Below are 16586 nucleotides of genomic sequence, written 5' to 3'. Positions count from 1 at the left end.
AACTATGTCCAGATTGATGTGGTTGGGGAACATGGCGCGGGTTGATGACGGGCAGTTACGTTCAAAGGGTGATTTTCGGATGTCTGCTGGCGTTGGGAATGGGCACATCCGCGCAGGCCGGCAATGAAGTCAATGTTTACACCGAACGCCAGCCGCAATTCATTCAGCCTGTCTTTGATCGCTTTACCAAAGCAACAGGAATTCGGGTTAACGTCCTGTATTCCCAAACAGATTTGGTCGACCGAATTCGACGCGAACATGAATCAACCCCGGCCGATATCCTGATTGCCGTGAATGTCGGGCGCCTGGTCGAGGCGGCAAATGCCGATATCGCATCACCGATCACATCGCCAATCGTTGATGAAAACATTCCCACGACATATCGCGATACCAACAATCTTTGGGTCGGGCTGACATCGCGGGCACGGGTATTGGTCACCCCGCGTCAGGCCGGAAACCAGATGCAAATCGAAAGTTACGAGGAACTGGCCAATCCGCAATGGCGTGGCAAGATCTGCATCCGGTCGGGATATCATGTCTATAATACCGGCCTTGTGGCATCGATGCTTGCGCATCACGGGCCGGAATATACCCGAAACTGGCTGCGCTATGTTAAGGGCAATCTGGCGCGCAAACCCCAGGGCGGCGATGCCGATCAGATTGCGGCGGTCGCACGCGGGGAATGCAGTGTCGCGATTGCAAATTCCTATTACTACGGGAAAATGCTGGATGATCCGGCCACGCGCAAGGATGCCAGCAGGGTCCAGATTGTCTTTCCCAATCAGAAATCGACTGGCACCCACGTTAATATCACCGGTGTGGTCTTGATGAAGCAGGCCCCGAACCGTGAAAATGCGCTGAAACTGATCGAATTCATGTCGAGCAACGAAATCCAGCACGTTTATGCCGCGGTCAATTTCGAATATCCGGTCGGGATCGTCTGGCCGGAAATGTTGCGTTCATGGGGTGAATTCACCTCTGAACATTTGCCTTTAACCGTCATTGCAGGCTATCAGGATTTGGCGAAACAGCTTCTTGATGAAGTGGCCTTTGACGACTGAGACGGAAACTGCCTTGAACAACGCATGCCACACGCCAAAGGACGAGGATATCCGTCCCGCCGCAGTTACTGAAACGTTTGATCCGATGCGCACGCCCAGCGGCAATTCTGCCATGCGCTGGTTGCCGCGCGGACAATCGGCTGTCTGGCTGATTGGGGCATTTGTTATTGCGATGATGGTGGCAGCCCCGATTATCGCCGTGGCCTATCTGGCATTCTTCCCGACAGAGAATATCTGGCCGCATCTGGCATCGACCATGTTGCCGCGTTATGTCAAAAACACGGCCGTACTGATGCTTGGTGTCGGCGTTGGTGTGACATTGCTTGGCGTTTCATCGGCCTGGGTTGTCACGATGTGCAAACTTCCGGGCAAGCGGTTCTTTGAATGGGCCATGCTTCTGCCGATGGCGGTGCCAGCCTATATCGTTGCCTATGTCTATACGGATCTGCTGGAATATGCCGGGCCGGTGCAACGGTTGTTGCGTGATATTTTTGGCTGGTCATCAGCGGCAGATTACTGGTTCCCCGATATCCGTACCAAGGGCGGGGCGATCCTTGTTCTTAGTCTGACACTTTATCCCTATGTTTACATGCTCGCCCGCGCGGCGTTTCTGGCGCAGTCAATCTGCGTGATCGAAGCAGCCCGCGTTCTTGGCCGCAGCGCATGGAGCTCGTTTGTCACCGTTGCATTGCCATTGGCGCGCCCGGCGATTGTTGTCGGTGTTGTCATTGCGCTGATGGAAACGCTGAACGATTTCGGCACCATTGATTTCTTTGCGGTGCATACCCTGACAGCCGGGGTCTTTAATGTATGGCTTGGCATGGGCAATGCCGGTGGTGCGGCACAGATTGCGCTGACGATGCTGGCGGTGGTTATTGCGCTTTTGGTGATTGAACGCTATTCGCGCCGTCGCCAGCGCTTCCACGATACAACCAACCGGTATCAGGAACTGCCGGGCTATGATCTTGGGCCGATGGCAAAAACCGGGGCGCTGGCAATCTGCATTTTGCCGATTGTGCTGGGCTTTGTTGTCCCGTCGATGGTGCTGATTTATTATTCGGTCGGCTATTTTGATCAAAGCTGGACGGCAGATTTCTTTGAATTTGCCGGTAACAGTCTGCTGGTGTCGGGGCTTGCCACGGCGTTGGCGGTTGGATGTGCATTGTTCATGGCCTATGCGTTGCGGTTATTCCCGCAACCATTCCTGAAATTCTTCGTGCGGTTGTCATCTGTGGGCTATGCCGTGCCTGGCGCAGTTCTGGCGATCGGGGTTCTGATCCCGTTTGCGCGATTTGACAATGCGCTGGATGCGGTGATGCGCGACACGTTCGGGATTTCGACCGGCTTGTTGCTCAGCGGGACGGTGTTTGCGCTTGTTTTTGCCTATGCGGTGCGGTTCATGGCGGTGTCGTATGGTTCGATCGAAGCTGCCTTGGGCAAGGTGCGGCCAAGCATGGATGACGCAGCAAGGACCCTTGGCGAAAGCCCGTGGGGAACGCTGAAACGTATTCATTTTCCGATGGTGCGGGGCGGAATTCTGGCGGCATCCGTACTGGTGTTTGTCGATGGCATGAAAGAACTACCGGCAACATTGATTTTGCGACCGTTCAATTTCGATACATTGGCAACTCATGTCTATCAGTTTGCCAAGGACGAGATGATCGAACAGGCTGCCCTTGGTGCGCTGACCATCGTTCTTGTCGGTGTGGTGCCGGTGATCATGCTAAGCCGTGCCATTTCAAAATCCCGCCCGGGCCATGGTGGCGAGTCCTGAAATCCAAATCACGTCAACGCGGGCAGGTAACATAGATGCAAAATATCAAACCCGGACTGACACTGCTTTCCGATGCGCTTGAAATCGCATTTTCCGAGGTGCCGGTCGCGCAACATATCGAAGAACGCCCCCTGACGGACTGTTATGGTGCCGTCCTGCGCGAAGATGTGATGGCCGGTTTTTCTGTGCCATCGGTCGATAATTCGGCCATGGATGGATATGCCGTGCGCTTTGCCGATTTGGCGACGGTTGAAGGAACTATGCCCGTTGTCGGGACGTCATTGGCCGGGCATCCGTATTCGGGCACCGTACCAGAAGGAACGGCCATCCGGATTGCCACCGGGGCCGCCATTCCCGATGGGGCAGATTGCGTCATTATCCAGGAAAATGTCATCGCCGATCAGGATGAAACCGGCATCGAAATTGCCGGTGACGTGATTGTCCGGACCCGGCGTCATCAGAACATCCGCTGGGCGGGTGAAGATATCAAAAAAGGTGATGTTGTTCTGCGTGCCGGCATGGTCTTGCGCCCACAGGATATCGCGATTGCAGCCGGGCAGGGGTGTGCCAGTCTGAAAGTCGCCCGTCCGCTTCGTGTTGCGGTCTTTTCAACCGGGGATGAATTGGCAAAACCGGGAGATCCGCTTCCGCCCGGGGGGATTTATGATTCCAACCGGTTTGCGATGATCGGCATGTTGCGCGACATCGGATGTCAGGTCACCGATCTTGGCCTGCTTGCGGATGATTTCGACGTGCTTGCCACCGCGATAGGGGGGGCTGCCCAAAATCATGATGTTGTGATGACATCGGGCGGGGTGTCTGTGGGCAAGGCGGACTTGCTGAAACCGGTTGTCGACAAGCTTGGTGAAATCACGGCCTGGAAGCTTGCCATCAAACCGGGAAAGCCGTTGATGCGTGGCCGGATTGGCAAATGCCTGGTCATCGGATTGCCGGGCAATCCTGTTTCAGTTCTGGTGTCCGGTCTGCTGTATGTTTTGCCACTGCTTCGTCATATGATGGGGGCTGAACGGTCGTGGAGTGAGCCTGTGCGCATTCCGGTTCGCGCCGGTTTTGATTTTCAGCGTGGGACCGGACGTCGCGAGTGGCTGCGTGCGAGACTGATACTGACGGATGACGGTGAATTCGAAGCGGTCGCCTTTTCTTCGACCAGTTCGGGGATGCTATCATCCATGGTATGGGCAGAAGGCCTGATTGAAATCCCTGAAAATTGCGGCAAGCTGTCCAAGGGCGATCAGGTTTTGTATCTGCCGCTGCGTGGTTTGCAATAAAGCGTCCAATAAGTGATCCATATCATTGCAATGACAGGTTTATTCCTGAATCCTTGCAGCCTTGTTGACGTGCAGGAGGAACGGGAATGACCGTATCAGTTACGTTTTGTGGTGCCGCTGGCGGTGTGACCGGCTCGTGTTATCTGTTGCAGACCGACCATGGTCAGTTTCTTGTTGATTGCGGCATGTTCCAGGGCAGCAAAACTGTCCGCGAACTGAACTATGGACCGTTTCCGTTCAAGGCGTCCGACATTTCAGCCGTTTTGTTGACCCACGCCCATATCGATCATTCCGGATTGTTGCCGAAACTGGTCAAGGCAGGCTTTGAAAATCACATTCTGGCGACAGAACCAACCTGTGATCTTCTGACCTATATGTTGCCCGATTCCGGATATATTCAGGAAAGCGAGGTCGAACGCCTTAACCGCCGCAATGCACGCCGTGGACGTCCGGAAGTAACCCCGATCTATACCCGCAAGGATGCCGAACAAACCTTGCAAAGGCTCAAACCCGTCGAATATCACGAATGGATTGATGTCATCGACGGTGTACGCGCCCGCTATTGGGATGCCGGGCATCTGCTGGGTTCGGCCTCGATCGAGGTTGAAGTCGCACCGGTTGGCAAGGAAACCAAACCGACCCGCATTCTGTTTTCGGGCGATATCGGTACTGGCGAAGCCGTGTTTAACGAGGCCCCCGAAGGCCCGTCTGATCTTGACTATCTGTTTGTCGAGACGACCTATGGTGATCGCAATCGCCCGAATGTCAGTGATGATGAACGTCGTGCCATGTTGGGCAAGGAAGTTCGTGATGCGCTGAATGCCGGTGGCAACCTTGTCATTCCAAGCTTTGCCGTCGCCAGAACCCAGGAATTGCTGGTCGATCTTGCGCATCTGTTCAATCGCGGGCACTTGCCCGAGGCAAATGTCTTTGTCGACAGCCCGCTTGCGCAACATGCCACAGATGTTTTTGCCCGTCATCTCAGTCACGAAGATGCGCGTGCCCTTGAACATCCGAAATTCCATATGGTTCCCGATGTTGAAGCCAGCAAGCAATTGGCACGAGTGACCAGCGGTGCGATCATTTTGTCGGCAAGCGGCATGTGTGATGCGGGTCGCATTCGCTATCATTTGAAAAACAATCTGTGGCGGGCCAACTGCACCGTCTTGCTAGTCGGCTTCCAGGCAGCAGGATCATTCGGACGTGTTTTGCAGAAGGGGGCAAAACATGTCCGCATTCATGGCGACGAGATCGAGGTCCATGCCCGAATTCGCACGCTTGATGTCTATTCCGGTCACGCCGATCAGGACATGCTCTTGCGCTGGACCAAAGACAGACTACCTGTGGCCAAGCGCATTTTCCTTACCCATGGTGAAGAGGGCGCGCGAACTGCCTTCCAACAAGCGCTGAGTGCCCATGACATACCTGTCGAAAAGATATCCCTGCCCATGCTTGATGAAACAGTGACCTTGCAAAAGGGCACCTTGCATGTGGTTCAGCACAAGCCAAGACTTTCGGGTGAAGAACTGTCGCGTGATGATTGGCATAACATGTATGCCGGGACCATCACCGCGCTTTCCGAGAAGTTGCAGTCACTTGGCACACCAGCCGAAAGGCAGAAGCTGCTCGAAAAAGTCTTGCGCGATATTGGGTCAGTGTGAGAGCAATTAGCTGGGAAAACAAAATGGCAAACCGGATTTGTACAAACGGATTTGCTTGCCAATAAGAGATATCCTGTCACCCTGTGAGGTGGGGAGACAGGATATTAAGGATCACTACGCAGACGGGCGGGTATATGTCTATCGTGGGGAACTCCGGGTATCGGGTTCTAATTTACAGTCATGATACGTTTGGGCTCGGCCATCTGCGCCGTTGCCGCACAATTGCGCATGCGCTTGTGTCACGTCGTGATGATGTTTCTGTTCTTATCCTGTCCGGGTCACCGATCATTGGCAGTTTCGAATTCCGTTCGCGAGTCGACTTTGTCCGTATTCCCGGCGTGATCAAACTGTCGAACGGGGAATATACGTCCCTTAATCTGAATATCGACGTTGATCAGATCCTTGCGATGCGTGAATCGATCATTCAGCACACGGCCGATGTCTTCAATCCCGACATTTTCATCGTTGATAAGGAACCGCTTGGTCTTCGTGGCGAAGTGGAATCGACGCTTAAGATGTTGCGTCATCGCCGGACCCGTCTGGTGATGGGCTTGCGTGATGTGATGGATGACCCGGCCAATCTGCGCGAAGAATGGGATCGCAAACAATGTGTTCCGGCGCTGGCCGATCTGTATGACGAAATCTGGGTCTATGGTTTGCAGGAAATCTGTAATCCGCTCGAAGGGATTGATTTGCCGCCAGGTGTCGAAAACAAGATGGCCTATACCGGATATCTGCCGCGTACAGCAACACGCCGCCCGACCCCGGAACATGGTGCGCTTGGTCTTGAAGAACCCTATTACCTGGTAACCACCGGTGGTGGCGGGGACGGTGTCAATCTGGTGGACTGGGTGATCAGTGCCTATGAAACCGACCCGACGATTGCGGTTCCATCGCTTGTTGTTCTGGGACCATTCATGGCGCCCGCAGAACAAAAGGCCTTCATGGAACGTGCCGAAAAGATTGAAAAGCTTTCGGTCATTACCTTTGATGCCAATGTCGAAATGCTGATGGATAAATCGGCCGGTGTCATTGCCATGGGCGGTTACAACACGTTTTGCGAAATCCTGTCCTTTGACAAGCCAGCAGTTATCGTGCCGCGCACGGTGCCGCGTCTGGAACAATATGTCCGCGCATCGGCCGCCGAAAAGCTCGGACTGGTCAAGATGCTGACCGAAGATGGCGGGCGCGATCCGCGTGAAATGGCCGATGCCCTTCACGGACTGATCCATCAGCCCAAACCGTCTCACGTCACGGTGCCTAACCTTATGGGCGGGCTTGATCGGGTCGGGGATCTTGTTGATCGCTGGCTTCCGCCGCAAATGGCCGCTGAATAAGCATTTCCGGGAACAAAATTGATGACACGCGACAATCTTGCAATCGTGGTGAAGGGATATCCGCGATTGTCGGAAACCTTTATTGCGCAGGAAATTCTTGGCATTCAGCAGGCAGGTATTCCGTATCGCATCGTTTCATTGCGTCATCCGACCGACAAAAAACGCCATCCGATCAATGACCGGATCACCGGGGCTGTCGATTACCTTCCGGAATATGTTTATCAGGAACCGATGCGTGTTTTGCGTGCCTGGTTAAAGGCCCGCAAACTTCCGGGATATCGCCGGGCTTTCAATATCTGGTGGCAGGATTACCGTCGTGATCGCACGTCCAACCGCGCACGGCGGTTCGCACAGGCAGTGGTCATGGCGGCCGAGCTGCCTGATGATGTGACGCGCATTTATGCGCATTTCCTGCATACCCCCGCATCGGTGGCCCGTTATTGCGCGATCATGCGCGGCTTGCCATGGTCATGTTCGGCGCACGCCAAGGACATCTATACCAGTGAAGACTGGGACATGCGCGAAAAGCTGCGCGATATGGATTGGCTGGTGACCTGTACCAAGGCCAATGTTGATTATCTGCGCAGGCTTGCCGAAGACCCGGATAAGGTGAACCTGCTCTATCATGGGCTTGATTTTTCGCGCTTTCCCGAAGAATTGCCAAACCGGCCGATGCGTGACGGCAGTGATCCGGGCAACCCGGTGACCATACTGTCGGTCGGTCGTCTGGTCGGCAAAAAGGGATATGACGATCTTTTGCGTGCGCTGGCAAAATTGCCAGACGGCTTGCATTGGCGGTTTATTCATATCGGCGGTGGCAGTGACAGCAAATATAAACAGCTGGCGTCCGAACTTGGCATTGCGGTGAAATGTGACTGGCGTGGTCCGCGCGATCAGAAAGAAGTCATCGCTGCCTGTCAGTCATCGGACCTTTTCGTGCTGGCCAGCCGCATTGAACAGGATGGTGATCGGGACGGCTTGCCCAACGTTCTGATGGAAGCCCAGCTTTGTGGTCTTGCTGCGGTGTCGACGGCAATTTCGGCCATTCCGGAACTTCTCGTTGACGGGGTGAATGGAAAACTTGTTCCGCAACGCAATCCCGATGCCCTGGCAGATGCCCTGCAAGTCGTCATTACCGATCCGGCGATGCGTGATGCCATGGGGCGCAAGGGCAATGAAATTGTGCGCCGCGACTTTTCATTTTATCGCGGCATGAAAGATCTGGCACATCGTTTCGGTGTTTCAGATCCGCTTGCCGGTGACGGTTTCCTGAATTCGGACATTCATCAACCCGCCGCCCAGTAGGAGGCATGCGTTTGCAGGTTGCCTTTTATGCACCGCTGAAGCCAGTTGACCATCCGGTCCCGTCGGGTGACCGGCTTTTGGCGCGCCTGTTATGTGATGCGCTGCGCCATGCGGACATGAATGTCGATATTGCGGCGCGACTGCGCAGCCGGGTGGCGGATGGCAGTGTTCTGAAACAGGCCCGGCTTGCCGAACTTGGCACGAAACTGGCCGGTCGCCTGCTACGCCAATATCAATCAGGCTTTCGCCCGCGTCCCGATATCTGGTTTACCTATCATCTGTATTACAAGGCCCCGGACTGGATCGGGCCGATTGTCGCCAGTGCTCTTGATATTCCCTATGTCGTGGCCGAGGCATCCTTTGCATCCAAACGTGCAGGTGGTCCCTGGGCGCAAAGTCATGCTGCGGTTGAAACCGCGTTGTGCCATAGTCGCGCGGTCTTTTCGCTTAACCGTTCAGACATGGTTTGCCTGCGCGATGTTTGCCCCGACGAGGTTCTGCATTTCATTGCCCCGTTTACCCATGTTGAAAACTGGCAGATTTCCCACCGCCCACCGGTTGATCCCGCCTGTCTCCGACTTGTCACCACAGCGATGATGCGCGATGGCGACAAGCTTAGATCATTTGACCTCCTTGCGCGGTCATTGGGGCGGTTGTTGCGTGATGGAATAGGGAACTGGCACCTGACCGTGATCGGGGATGGCCCGGCCCGTGACCGGGTCGAGGCGATGTTTGACCACGCCGGCATTACCCAAAACCATGTCACGTTGGCTGGCCTGTGCGTGCCTGATCAGACGCGCGACATTTTGGGGCAATCCGATCTTTTTGTCTGGCCGGCAATTAACGAGGCTTTCGGGATGGCGATGCTCGAAGCACAAGCAGCAGGGGTGCCTGTGCTGGCCGGGGATGCCGGGGGTGTTTCGGGGATCGTTTCCAATGGTGTGACCGGCTGGCTGGTTCCGGTGGGGGACGAGGATGCCTTTACCGATCGGCTTGCGCAATGTCTTGGCACGGACATATCGGTCTTGCGGTCCTTTGGGGCGGCCGGGGCATCAAAGGCAATGCAACATCATACTGTTTCAGCCGCATCGGACATTCTGGGCACGACATTGCGCGCGATTGTGGGTGATCATGCAGCGCAGATCCCGGGAAAGGACGGCGCATGAAAACTGTTCGGTTCGCGTTGCTGCGTCACGGGGTTACGGACTGGAATGCCCAAAAACGTATTCAGGGTCATTCCGACATATCGCTACGCCCCGAAACGGTCGCAGCCTATCAGGACAAAGCCTTACCCGCAGTTTGGCAAAATGTTCCATGGTATTGCACACCGTTGAAACGTACGCGTGAAACGGCCGATGCACTGGGAATCAAAACGGTCGATATCGCGCCGTCGCTGATAGAAATGAACTGGGGATCATGGGAAGGGCGCAAACTGGCCGATTTGCGGACCGAACTGGGCGATGCCATGCAGGACAATGAAGATCGTGGCTGGGACTTCCGGCCCGAAGGGGGCGAAAGTCCGCGGGACGTCGTCAGGCGCGTGGAAGACTTCCTGAAAGCCGGTTCAGATACGGTCTTTGGTGCCGTGACCCACAAGGGGGTTATTCGCGCGGTTTATGCCGCGGCCACACCATGGAACATGATGGGAAAATGCCCGGACAAGCTCGATTGGGATTGCCTTCATGTTTTTGACTGGTCGGATCGTGACGGGTTTTCAATCTGGAATCTGAATGTGCCCCTGATCGCGCGAACAAAGGAAACCTGATGGCAGACGTTTTTGTCTATGTGCAGCATCTTTTGGGGATTGGCCACGTTCGCCGGATGGCCCTGATCAACCGTGCGATCCGTGACCGCGGGCTTTCGGTTTTGGTCGCAAGTGGCGGGGTACCCGATGACGGACTTGATTTTGCAGCAGATCAGGTTGTGCAGCTATCGCCTTGCAAAACAGCAGACACCAGCTTTTCAACCCTTGTTGATCCCAAGGGCAATCGTCTTGGCGATGACTGGAAAGAAACGCGCAAGGCCGAATTGCTGACGGCTTTTGTCGATGCCAGACCCAAGCTGCTATTGGTCGAGATGTTCCCGTTTGGACGCCGGGCATTTCGATTTGAACTGATCCCGTTGTTCGAGGCCGCAAAGGCTGCTGGCATTCCGGTTGTCTGTTCCGTGCGTGATCTTCTGGTCCGCAAAAAGGACCCGGCAAAAACGCAGTGGATGGCAACCATCGCCAGAAAGTATCTGACAAGGATGCTGGTACATGGTGATCCGAACGTGTTTGATTTCGCACACAGCTTTGAATGTGCCGACCAGATTGCCGATTTGATCACGCATACCGGATACGTCGCAGCCGATCCCGGTATAAAAACAACTGCATCACGGTCGGGGGTTCTGGTATCTGCCGGCGGTGGTGCGGTTGGCGCGGAGCTGATTGAACTTGCCATTGCTGCCCGCCAGTATTCCGGGGCCTACGGGCAGGCGAAATGGGATATCGTTGCCGGGCCGCATTTCCCGCCCGACCGGTTTGACAAGATTGCATCAACGTTGCCCGACGGGGTCGAACTTCACCGGTTCCTGCCAGATTTCCGTGAACGGATGGCAAAGGCCGCTGTATCGGTGTCACAAGCCGGATATAATACGCTGATGGATGTGCTGTCGACGGCGACGCCGGCTGTTATGGTGCCGTTTGCAGATGGCGGTGAAAGCGAACAGACAGAGCGCGCAGAAATTCTTTCAAAAGAAGGGGTTATTTCCCTGCTTGATCTTGATGGCCTGTCTGCGCAATCATTGGCGAAATACATAGATCGCGCCAGCCAACCGGCAAATGTCAAAATTGCCCTGGATGGCGCGCAAAAAACTGCGGCAATTATCGCAGGGATGATTAAGGGGCAGGTATGAGCAGTTGGGATCATTTGCGCACGGAGCTTGATCTGTGGCAGGCCGCAGGGCGTGTTGCCACGGCTTGGTGGCGCGATGATGATGCTGTGACCGTGACCCCGGAACTCGAAACCCTTCTTTCGTTTGAACAGAATTACAAGGTGCCCTTGGCACTGGCGGTCATCCCGGCCAACCTGCAGGATGATCTGGTTGAGCGGCTGGCCGAAACGCTTGATACCCGCGTTTTGCAGCATGGCTGGTCCCATCAGAACCACATGCCCGAAGGTCGCAAGAAACAGGAACTCGATGATGTTCGCGATATCGGTGCGGTGGTTGCGGACTTGCGACAGGGGTTTCACGTGCTGGAATCGCGGTTCGGAAACCGTTTCCTGCCGGTAATGGTGCCGCCGTGGAACCGCATTGCAGATGATGTTGTGGCCGTGCTGCATTCACTTGGGTTTTGTGGGCTTAGCACCTTTAACCCGCGCAAAGTTGCCGAACCTGACAAGGGCCTGATACAGGTAAACACCCATGTCGATGTCATTGACTGGCGCGGGTCGCGCGGATTTGTCGGCGAAGACGCCGCCCTTGGCGCCATGGTGTCGCATCTGGCGGCCCGGCGAACAGGGCAGGTCGACAAGGCCGAGCCAACCGGCATTTTGACCCACCATCTTGTCCATGATCGCGCCACCACGAAGTTTCTCGATAATTTGTTTTCAATGGAACATTCAGCATTGAGCTGGCTTAGAATTCCTGGAGTATTTCCATGGCAATAAGGCCCAGAAATCATATCGAAGCGGAACCGGTGGACGCGCCAGAAGCGGCCCCGAATGTCGATCCTGTCAAACCGGCGGGTGTCGGTGACAGCGACGTTCAGATGATGTCCTATCCCCCCAAACTGATGGCACCGGATCTGGCGAAATCGATTGTCGGTTTGCTGATTTGTGGAGTGATCGCGCTGATCCCTGACATGCTTGAAATCATTCAGTGGACGGCGGCCGGGCTGGCATTGTTGTTCGTGTTCTATTTTGCGCGAACATTGATCCGGTTCCAGTCAAAGCTGTTTGTTTCGGAATATGGCATTCGTCTTTCAAGCCTTCGAGGCGGGACCGCTTTTGCCTGGCCGGAACTTTCGAAATTCCGTCTGCGTTATTTCAGCACCAAGCGCGATGGCAACAAAGGCTGGTTTGAACTGACCCTTCATGCCGGTGAAACCAAAATTGTCGCAGAATCAACACTGGACGGTTTTGATGATCTGCTTGAAATTTCACGGGATTGGGCGAAAGATAACCAACTTCTGGTCGATGATGTGACAAGAACAAACCTGATGCGCATGGATGAGGCCGAAACACTGGTTCAGGCCGCCGCAGCCGAGCGTACAAATGGTGGTGCCAAACGAACATGACTGACATTCTGCGTATCAAGGATCTGAAAGTTGAGTTTGTCTTGCCGCATATGCGCGTCAAGGCCGTCGAAAACGTTAGCTTTCGCATCGGTGCGCAAGAAACTGTCGCTTTGGTCGGGGAATCCGGTTCGGGCAAAAGCACGATCTCCCAGGCCATTATGGGACTGCTGCCCAAAACAGCGCAGATCACCAAAGGATCAATCATCTTTGCCGACCCGAAAAAACCGGGGACGCGGGTTGATCTTGCCATGCTTGATCGTTCGGGCGCAGAAATGCGCGCGATCCGCGGTGGCCGTATTTCCATGATTTTTCAGGAACCGATGAGTTCGCTGTCACCGTTGCATACCATCGGTGACCAGATCTGCGAGGCCGTGCGCCTGCATCGGAAGGTCGGCCGGGCAGAGGCCAGAGAACTTGCTGTTGAAATGCTGACACTGATCGGCTTTCCCCATCCCAAGCGGGCCTTGAAAACATATCCATTCGAACTGTCGGGTGGTTTGCGCCAACGCGCGATGATTGCCATGGCCATGGTGTGCCGTCCCGCACTTCTGGTTGCGGATGAACCGACAACCGCCCTTGATGTCACGATCCAGGCGCAAATTCTGCGGCTGATCAAGGATGTGCAAAAAGAACTGCAAATGTCGGTTTTGCTGATCACCCATGATCTTGGTGTGGTGGCAAACATGGCGGACCGCATGGTGGTGGTCTATGACGGCCGCGTTGTTGAATCCGGCAAAACCGATGATGTCTTTATCAATCCAGGGCATACCTATACGCAATCGCTTCTGGCGGCTGTTCCGCATTTTGATATGGGGCCGGATGAGCGGTTGCGTCCGCTTCGTGAAATCAAACCGAAAACCGGTAGTCTGCTTGCCGAAAGCAGCCAGCAAGAAAGCGCGCGCGAAACATCCGATGTTCCGCCGTCACTGGCCCTGCATCCGGCGATGGCAAGTGAACCGGTTCTGTCGGTCCGCCATCTCAGCAAAAGCTTCACCACGCGCAAGGGCAACTGGATCAAATCCGAACAACGGCTGATCCCAGCTGTTGCGGATGTGTCGCTGACGGTCAATCGCGGGGAATGTGTCGGCCTGGTCGGTGAAAGCGGCTGTGGGAAGACAACGCTCTCGAAGCTGATCATGCGGGCAATGGACCCGGACGAGGGATCCATTCTTTTCCGTGGTGAAAGCGGCCAGATGACCGAATTGACCGGACTTGATGAAGATCAGCTCAACCCGTATCGCAAACGGATACAATTCGTGTTTCAGGATCCGTTCGGGTCCCTTAATCCACGCATGACGGTTCAGGATATCATTACCGAACCGATGTTGATCCACGGGGTGGGTGATGCGGAATATCGCAAGAATATGGTCCTTGAACTGATGGATCTGGTCGGGCTTGATCCACGCTTTCTAAGCCGGTATCCGCACAGTTTTTCCGGCGGACAGCGCCAGCGTATTGGCATTGCCCGCGCGCTAAGCCTTAAGCCCGATCTGTTGATTTTTGACGAACCGACATCCGCACTTGATGTATCGGTTCAGGCGCAAATTCTTAATCTTTTGAAAGATTTGCAGCGTGACCTTAATCTGACATATCTGTTTATTTCGCATAACCTTGCAGTTGTCGATTATATCGCGGACCGGATTGCGGTGATGTGTGCCGGGCGAATTGTTGAATCCGCACCACGCGAACAGTTGTTCCGTAATCCGTTGCATCCCTATACGCAGGCCTTGCTCAATGCTGTGCCGTTTGCCGATCTGGAACATTTGCTTGATTTCGACAAAATCGTTGATGGCAAGGCGTCTGATCCGGCACGCTGGCCTGCACCCTTTACGATCAATGACACCAGTGCACCCAAAATGATGCAATTTGCCGAAGACCATTTTGTGCGTGCCGAACGTGCCGATTTCACGGAGATCGCAATATGATCAAGCTTTGTGCCAGTTCAGCTGTATCAGCCCGCCGTCTGTTCGGTGGTCTGATGATGGGGATGGGGCTTGTCGGGACCAGCTTGTTGCCAACCGGCGCACAGGCAGAAGTCCCGTATTTCGAAGACGCGGTTGCCAAGGGCACCTTGCCGCCAATGTTGCAGCGGCTTCCTGAACATCCCAATGTCATTGATTTCGGTGCCGAAGGCAAAACAGTCGGAAAATATGGCGGTGAATTTGTCACCATCATGGGGCGGTCCAAGGATATCCGCATGGCGGTTGTTTATGGCTATGCGCGCTTGGTGGGCTATGACCAGGACCTGAATCTGCAACCCGATATTCTTGAGGCACTTGACGTTAACGAGGAGGGCAATGTTTTCACCCTTCATCTGCGCAAGGGTCACAAATGGTCTGATGGTGCGCCCTTTACGGCCGAAGATTTCCGGTATTACTGGGAAGATATCGTCAATAATGATGAATTGTTCCCGGTCGGCCCGCCACGCTTCCTGTTTGTTGGCGATGAACCGGCAAGTTTCGAAGTCATTGATGAATACACGGTGCGTTACAGCTGGTCGCGGCCCAACCCGTTCTTTCTGACCGAGTTGGCAGCGACCCGTCCGCCATTCATCTACCGTCCGGCCCATTATCTTAAGCAGTTTCACGAAAAATACCGGGATGCGGCCGAACTGGACGCATTGGTGCAGGAACGTGGCCTGCGCAGCTGGGCGGTGTTGCATACCGACATGGATCGCCCGTACAAACTTTCAAATATCGACCGTCCGTCCCTCGAACCGTGGTTGATCACGACCGAGGAACCGTCCGACCGGTTCGTTTTTGTGCGCAACCCGTATTATCATCGTGTCGATCCCGAAGGGAACCAGTTGCCCTATATCGACCGGATGATCTTCAATATTTCCAATTCCAAACTGGTCCCGGCAAAGGTCGGTGCCGGTGAAGTCGATTTGCAAAGCCGCATTCTGTCGCTTAAGGACTATACGTTCCTTAAACAGTCCGAAGCCAAACAGAACTATCAGGTGCGTTTGTGGGATGTCGGGGCGGGGGCCTATGCCGCGCTTTATCCCAACCTGACATGCAGCGACCCGGTATGGCGCGATGTCATTCGCGATGTGCGGTTCCGCCGTGCGCTTTCGCTGGGCATCAACCGGACCGAAATCAACCGCGTTCTGTTCTTTGGTCTGGCGCAGCCGACGAATAATACGGTTCTGCCCAAAAGCCCGCTTTTCAAACCGGGATATCGCGAAAACTTTATAAAATTCGACGTCAAGGCGGCAAACGCCCTGCTGGACGAAATGGGGCTGGACAAGCGTGACGGTGATGGCATCCGTTTGCTGCCTGATGGGCGTCCGATGGAAATTATCGTCGAAACCACCGGCGAAAATCCCGAACATGACGACATGCTTGAGCTGATCGGTGACAGCTGGCGCAAGATCGGCGTTAAAATGTATATCAAGGGACTTCAACGCGAAGTCCTGCGTAACCGCGCCTATAGCGGCGAGACGATCATGTCGATCTTTAACGGTGTTGATAACGGTCTTGCCACCGCGAACTCGGTGCCGTCCGAATTCGTACCGGTACAGCAAGACAGCCTGCAATGGCCGAAATGGGGACAGTATTATCAAACCAACGGCGAGGCCGGCGAAGCACCTGACATGCCGGCTGCTCGGGAATTGATGGACCTTTACAATAAATGGCAGTCCAGCAATGAAAAGGGCCGCAAGGAAGCCTGGCAGGGTATTCTGGATATCAATTCGGAAAACATGTTTTCAATCGGCCTGATCGGAAACGTGCCGCAGCCTGTCGTGGTCGACAAGGATCTGCGCAACGTACCGGAAAAAGGCATTCACAGTTGGGAACCGGGCGCATTCTTTGGCATGTATCGTCCAGACACATTCTGGTGGGACAGATAAGCCTGACATACTGATAACAAGACGTTT

The 16586-nt window shown here is 54.7% G+C and carries 13 protein-coding genes; all 13 read left to right on the top strand.

Annotated features, from left to right (window positions below):
• Positions 1–44: 44 nt before the first annotated feature.
• Positions 45–1061, top strand: a complete 1017-nt coding sequence (locus tag SIB88_RS13740) for an extracellular solute-binding protein (RefSeq protein WP_412558284.1) — start codon at positions 45–47, stop codon at positions 1059–1061.
• 13 nt (positions 1062–1074) lie between these two features.
• Positions 1075–2835, top strand: coding sequence for an ABC transporter permease (locus SIB88_RS13735; protein WP_412558283.1), 1761 nt, complete (start codon positions 1075–1077; stop codon positions 2833–2835).
• 35 nt (positions 2836–2870) lie between these two features.
• The gene (glp, locus tag SIB88_RS13730; protein WP_412558282.1) at positions 2871–4124 is read left to right on the top strand and encodes a gephyrin-like molybdotransferase Glp; all 1254 of its coding nucleotides are present in this window, start codon (positions 2871–2873) and stop codon (positions 4122–4124) included.
• Positions 4125–4210: 86 nt separating this feature from the next.
• On the top strand, positions 4211–5785 hold the full coding sequence (locus tag SIB88_RS13725; protein ID WP_412558281.1) for an MBL fold metallo-hydrolase: 1575 nt from the start codon (positions 4211–4213) through the stop codon (positions 5783–5785).
• Between the two features lie 236 nt (positions 5786–6021).
• Positions 6022–7122: a glycosyltransferase family protein gene (locus SIB88_RS13720; RefSeq protein ID WP_228195356.1), complete on the top strand. Its 1101-nt coding sequence runs from the start codon at positions 6022–6024 to the stop codon at positions 7120–7122.
• 21 nt (positions 7123–7143) lie between these two features.
• On the top strand, positions 7144–8427 hold the full coding sequence (locus tag SIB88_RS13715; protein WP_412558280.1) for a glycosyltransferase family 4 protein: 1284 nt from the start codon (positions 7144–7146) through the stop codon (positions 8425–8427).
• Positions 8428–8432: 5 nt separating this feature from the next.
• Positions 8433–9593, top strand: a complete 1161-nt coding sequence (locus tag SIB88_RS13710; protein ID WP_412558279.1) for a glycosyltransferase family 4 protein — start codon at positions 8433–8435, stop codon at positions 9591–9593.
• Positions 9590–10192 carry a histidine phosphatase family protein gene (locus SIB88_RS13705; protein ID WP_412558278.1) on the top strand — a complete coding sequence of 201 codons (603 nt, stop codon included), beginning with the start codon at positions 9590–9592 and terminating at the stop codon, positions 10190–10192. The genes SIB88_RS13710 and SIB88_RS13705 overlap by 4 nt, the downstream gene beginning before the upstream one ends.
• Positions 10192–11322, top strand: a complete 1131-nt coding sequence (locus SIB88_RS13700) for a glycosyltransferase family protein (protein ID WP_412558277.1) — start codon at positions 10192–10194, stop codon at positions 11320–11322. The genes SIB88_RS13705 and SIB88_RS13700 overlap by 1 nt, the downstream gene beginning before the upstream one ends.
• Positions 11319–12077: a polysaccharide deacetylase family protein gene (locus SIB88_RS13695; RefSeq protein ID WP_114112455.1), complete on the top strand. Its 759-nt coding sequence runs from the start codon at positions 11319–11321 to the stop codon at positions 12075–12077. Before SIB88_RS13700 ends, SIB88_RS13695 begins: the two co-directional genes overlap by 4 nt.
• 29 nt (positions 12078–12106) lie before the next feature.
• On the top strand, positions 12107–12706 hold the full coding sequence (locus SIB88_RS13690; RefSeq protein WP_412565917.1) for a hypothetical protein: 600 nt from the start codon (positions 12107–12109) through the stop codon (positions 12704–12706).
• Positions 12703–14631 carry a dipeptide ABC transporter ATP-binding protein gene (locus SIB88_RS13685; protein WP_412558276.1) on the top strand — a complete coding sequence of 643 codons (1929 nt, stop codon included), beginning with the start codon at positions 12703–12705 and terminating at the stop codon, positions 14629–14631. Before SIB88_RS13690 ends, SIB88_RS13685 begins: the two co-directional genes overlap by 4 nt.
• A complete protein-coding gene (locus SIB88_RS13680; protein WP_412558275.1) occupies positions 14628–16559 on the top strand; it encodes an ABC transporter substrate-binding protein in 1932 nt (643 codons plus the stop codon). Before SIB88_RS13685 ends, SIB88_RS13680 begins: the two co-directional genes overlap by 4 nt.
• Positions 16560–16586: the final 27 nt, after the last annotated feature.

The organism is Thalassospira sp. MIT121401 (assembly GCF_047125595.1).
GTDB lineage: Bacteria > Pseudomonadota > Alphaproteobacteria > Rhodospirillales > Thalassospiraceae > Thalassospira > Thalassospira povalilytica.
Note: the sequence above shows the minus strand (reverse complement) of the source record. Positions and strands in the feature narration are given on the sequence as shown.

Coding starts and splice junctions, on each gene's coding strand:
- SIB88_RS13740 (WP_412558284.1), top strand. CDS start 45: ATGACGGGCAGTTACGTTCAAAGGGTGATTTTCGGATGTCTGCTGGCG.
- SIB88_RS13680 (WP_412558275.1), top strand. CDS start 14,628: ATGATCAAGCTTTGTGCCAGTTCAGCTGTATCAGCCCGCCGTCTGTTC.
- SIB88_RS13700 (WP_412558277.1), top strand. CDS start 10,192: ATGGCAGACGTTTTTGTCTATGTGCAGCATCTTTTGGGGATTGGCCAC.
- SIB88_RS13710 (WP_412558279.1), top strand. CDS start 8,433: ATGCGTTTGCAGGTTGCCTTTTATGCACCGCTGAAGCCAGTTGACCAT.
- SIB88_RS13695 (WP_114112455.1), top strand. CDS start 11,319: ATGAGCAGTTGGGATCATTTGCGCACGGAGCTTGATCTGTGGCAGGCC.
- SIB88_RS13685 (WP_412558276.1), top strand. CDS start 12,703: ATGACTGACATTCTGCGTATCAAGGATCTGAAAGTTGAGTTTGTCTTG.
- glp (WP_412558282.1), top strand. CDS start 2,871: ATGCAAAATATCAAACCCGGACTGACACTGCTTTCCGATGCGCTTGAA.
- SIB88_RS13715 (WP_412558280.1), top strand. CDS start 7,144: ATGACACGCGACAATCTTGCAATCGTGGTGAAGGGATATCCGCGATTG.
- SIB88_RS13705 (WP_412558278.1), top strand. CDS start 9,590: ATGAAAACTGTTCGGTTCGCGTTGCTGCGTCACGGGGTTACGGACTGG.
- SIB88_RS13725 (WP_412558281.1), top strand. CDS start 4,211: ATGACCGTATCAGTTACGTTTTGTGGTGCCGCTGGCGGTGTGACCGGC.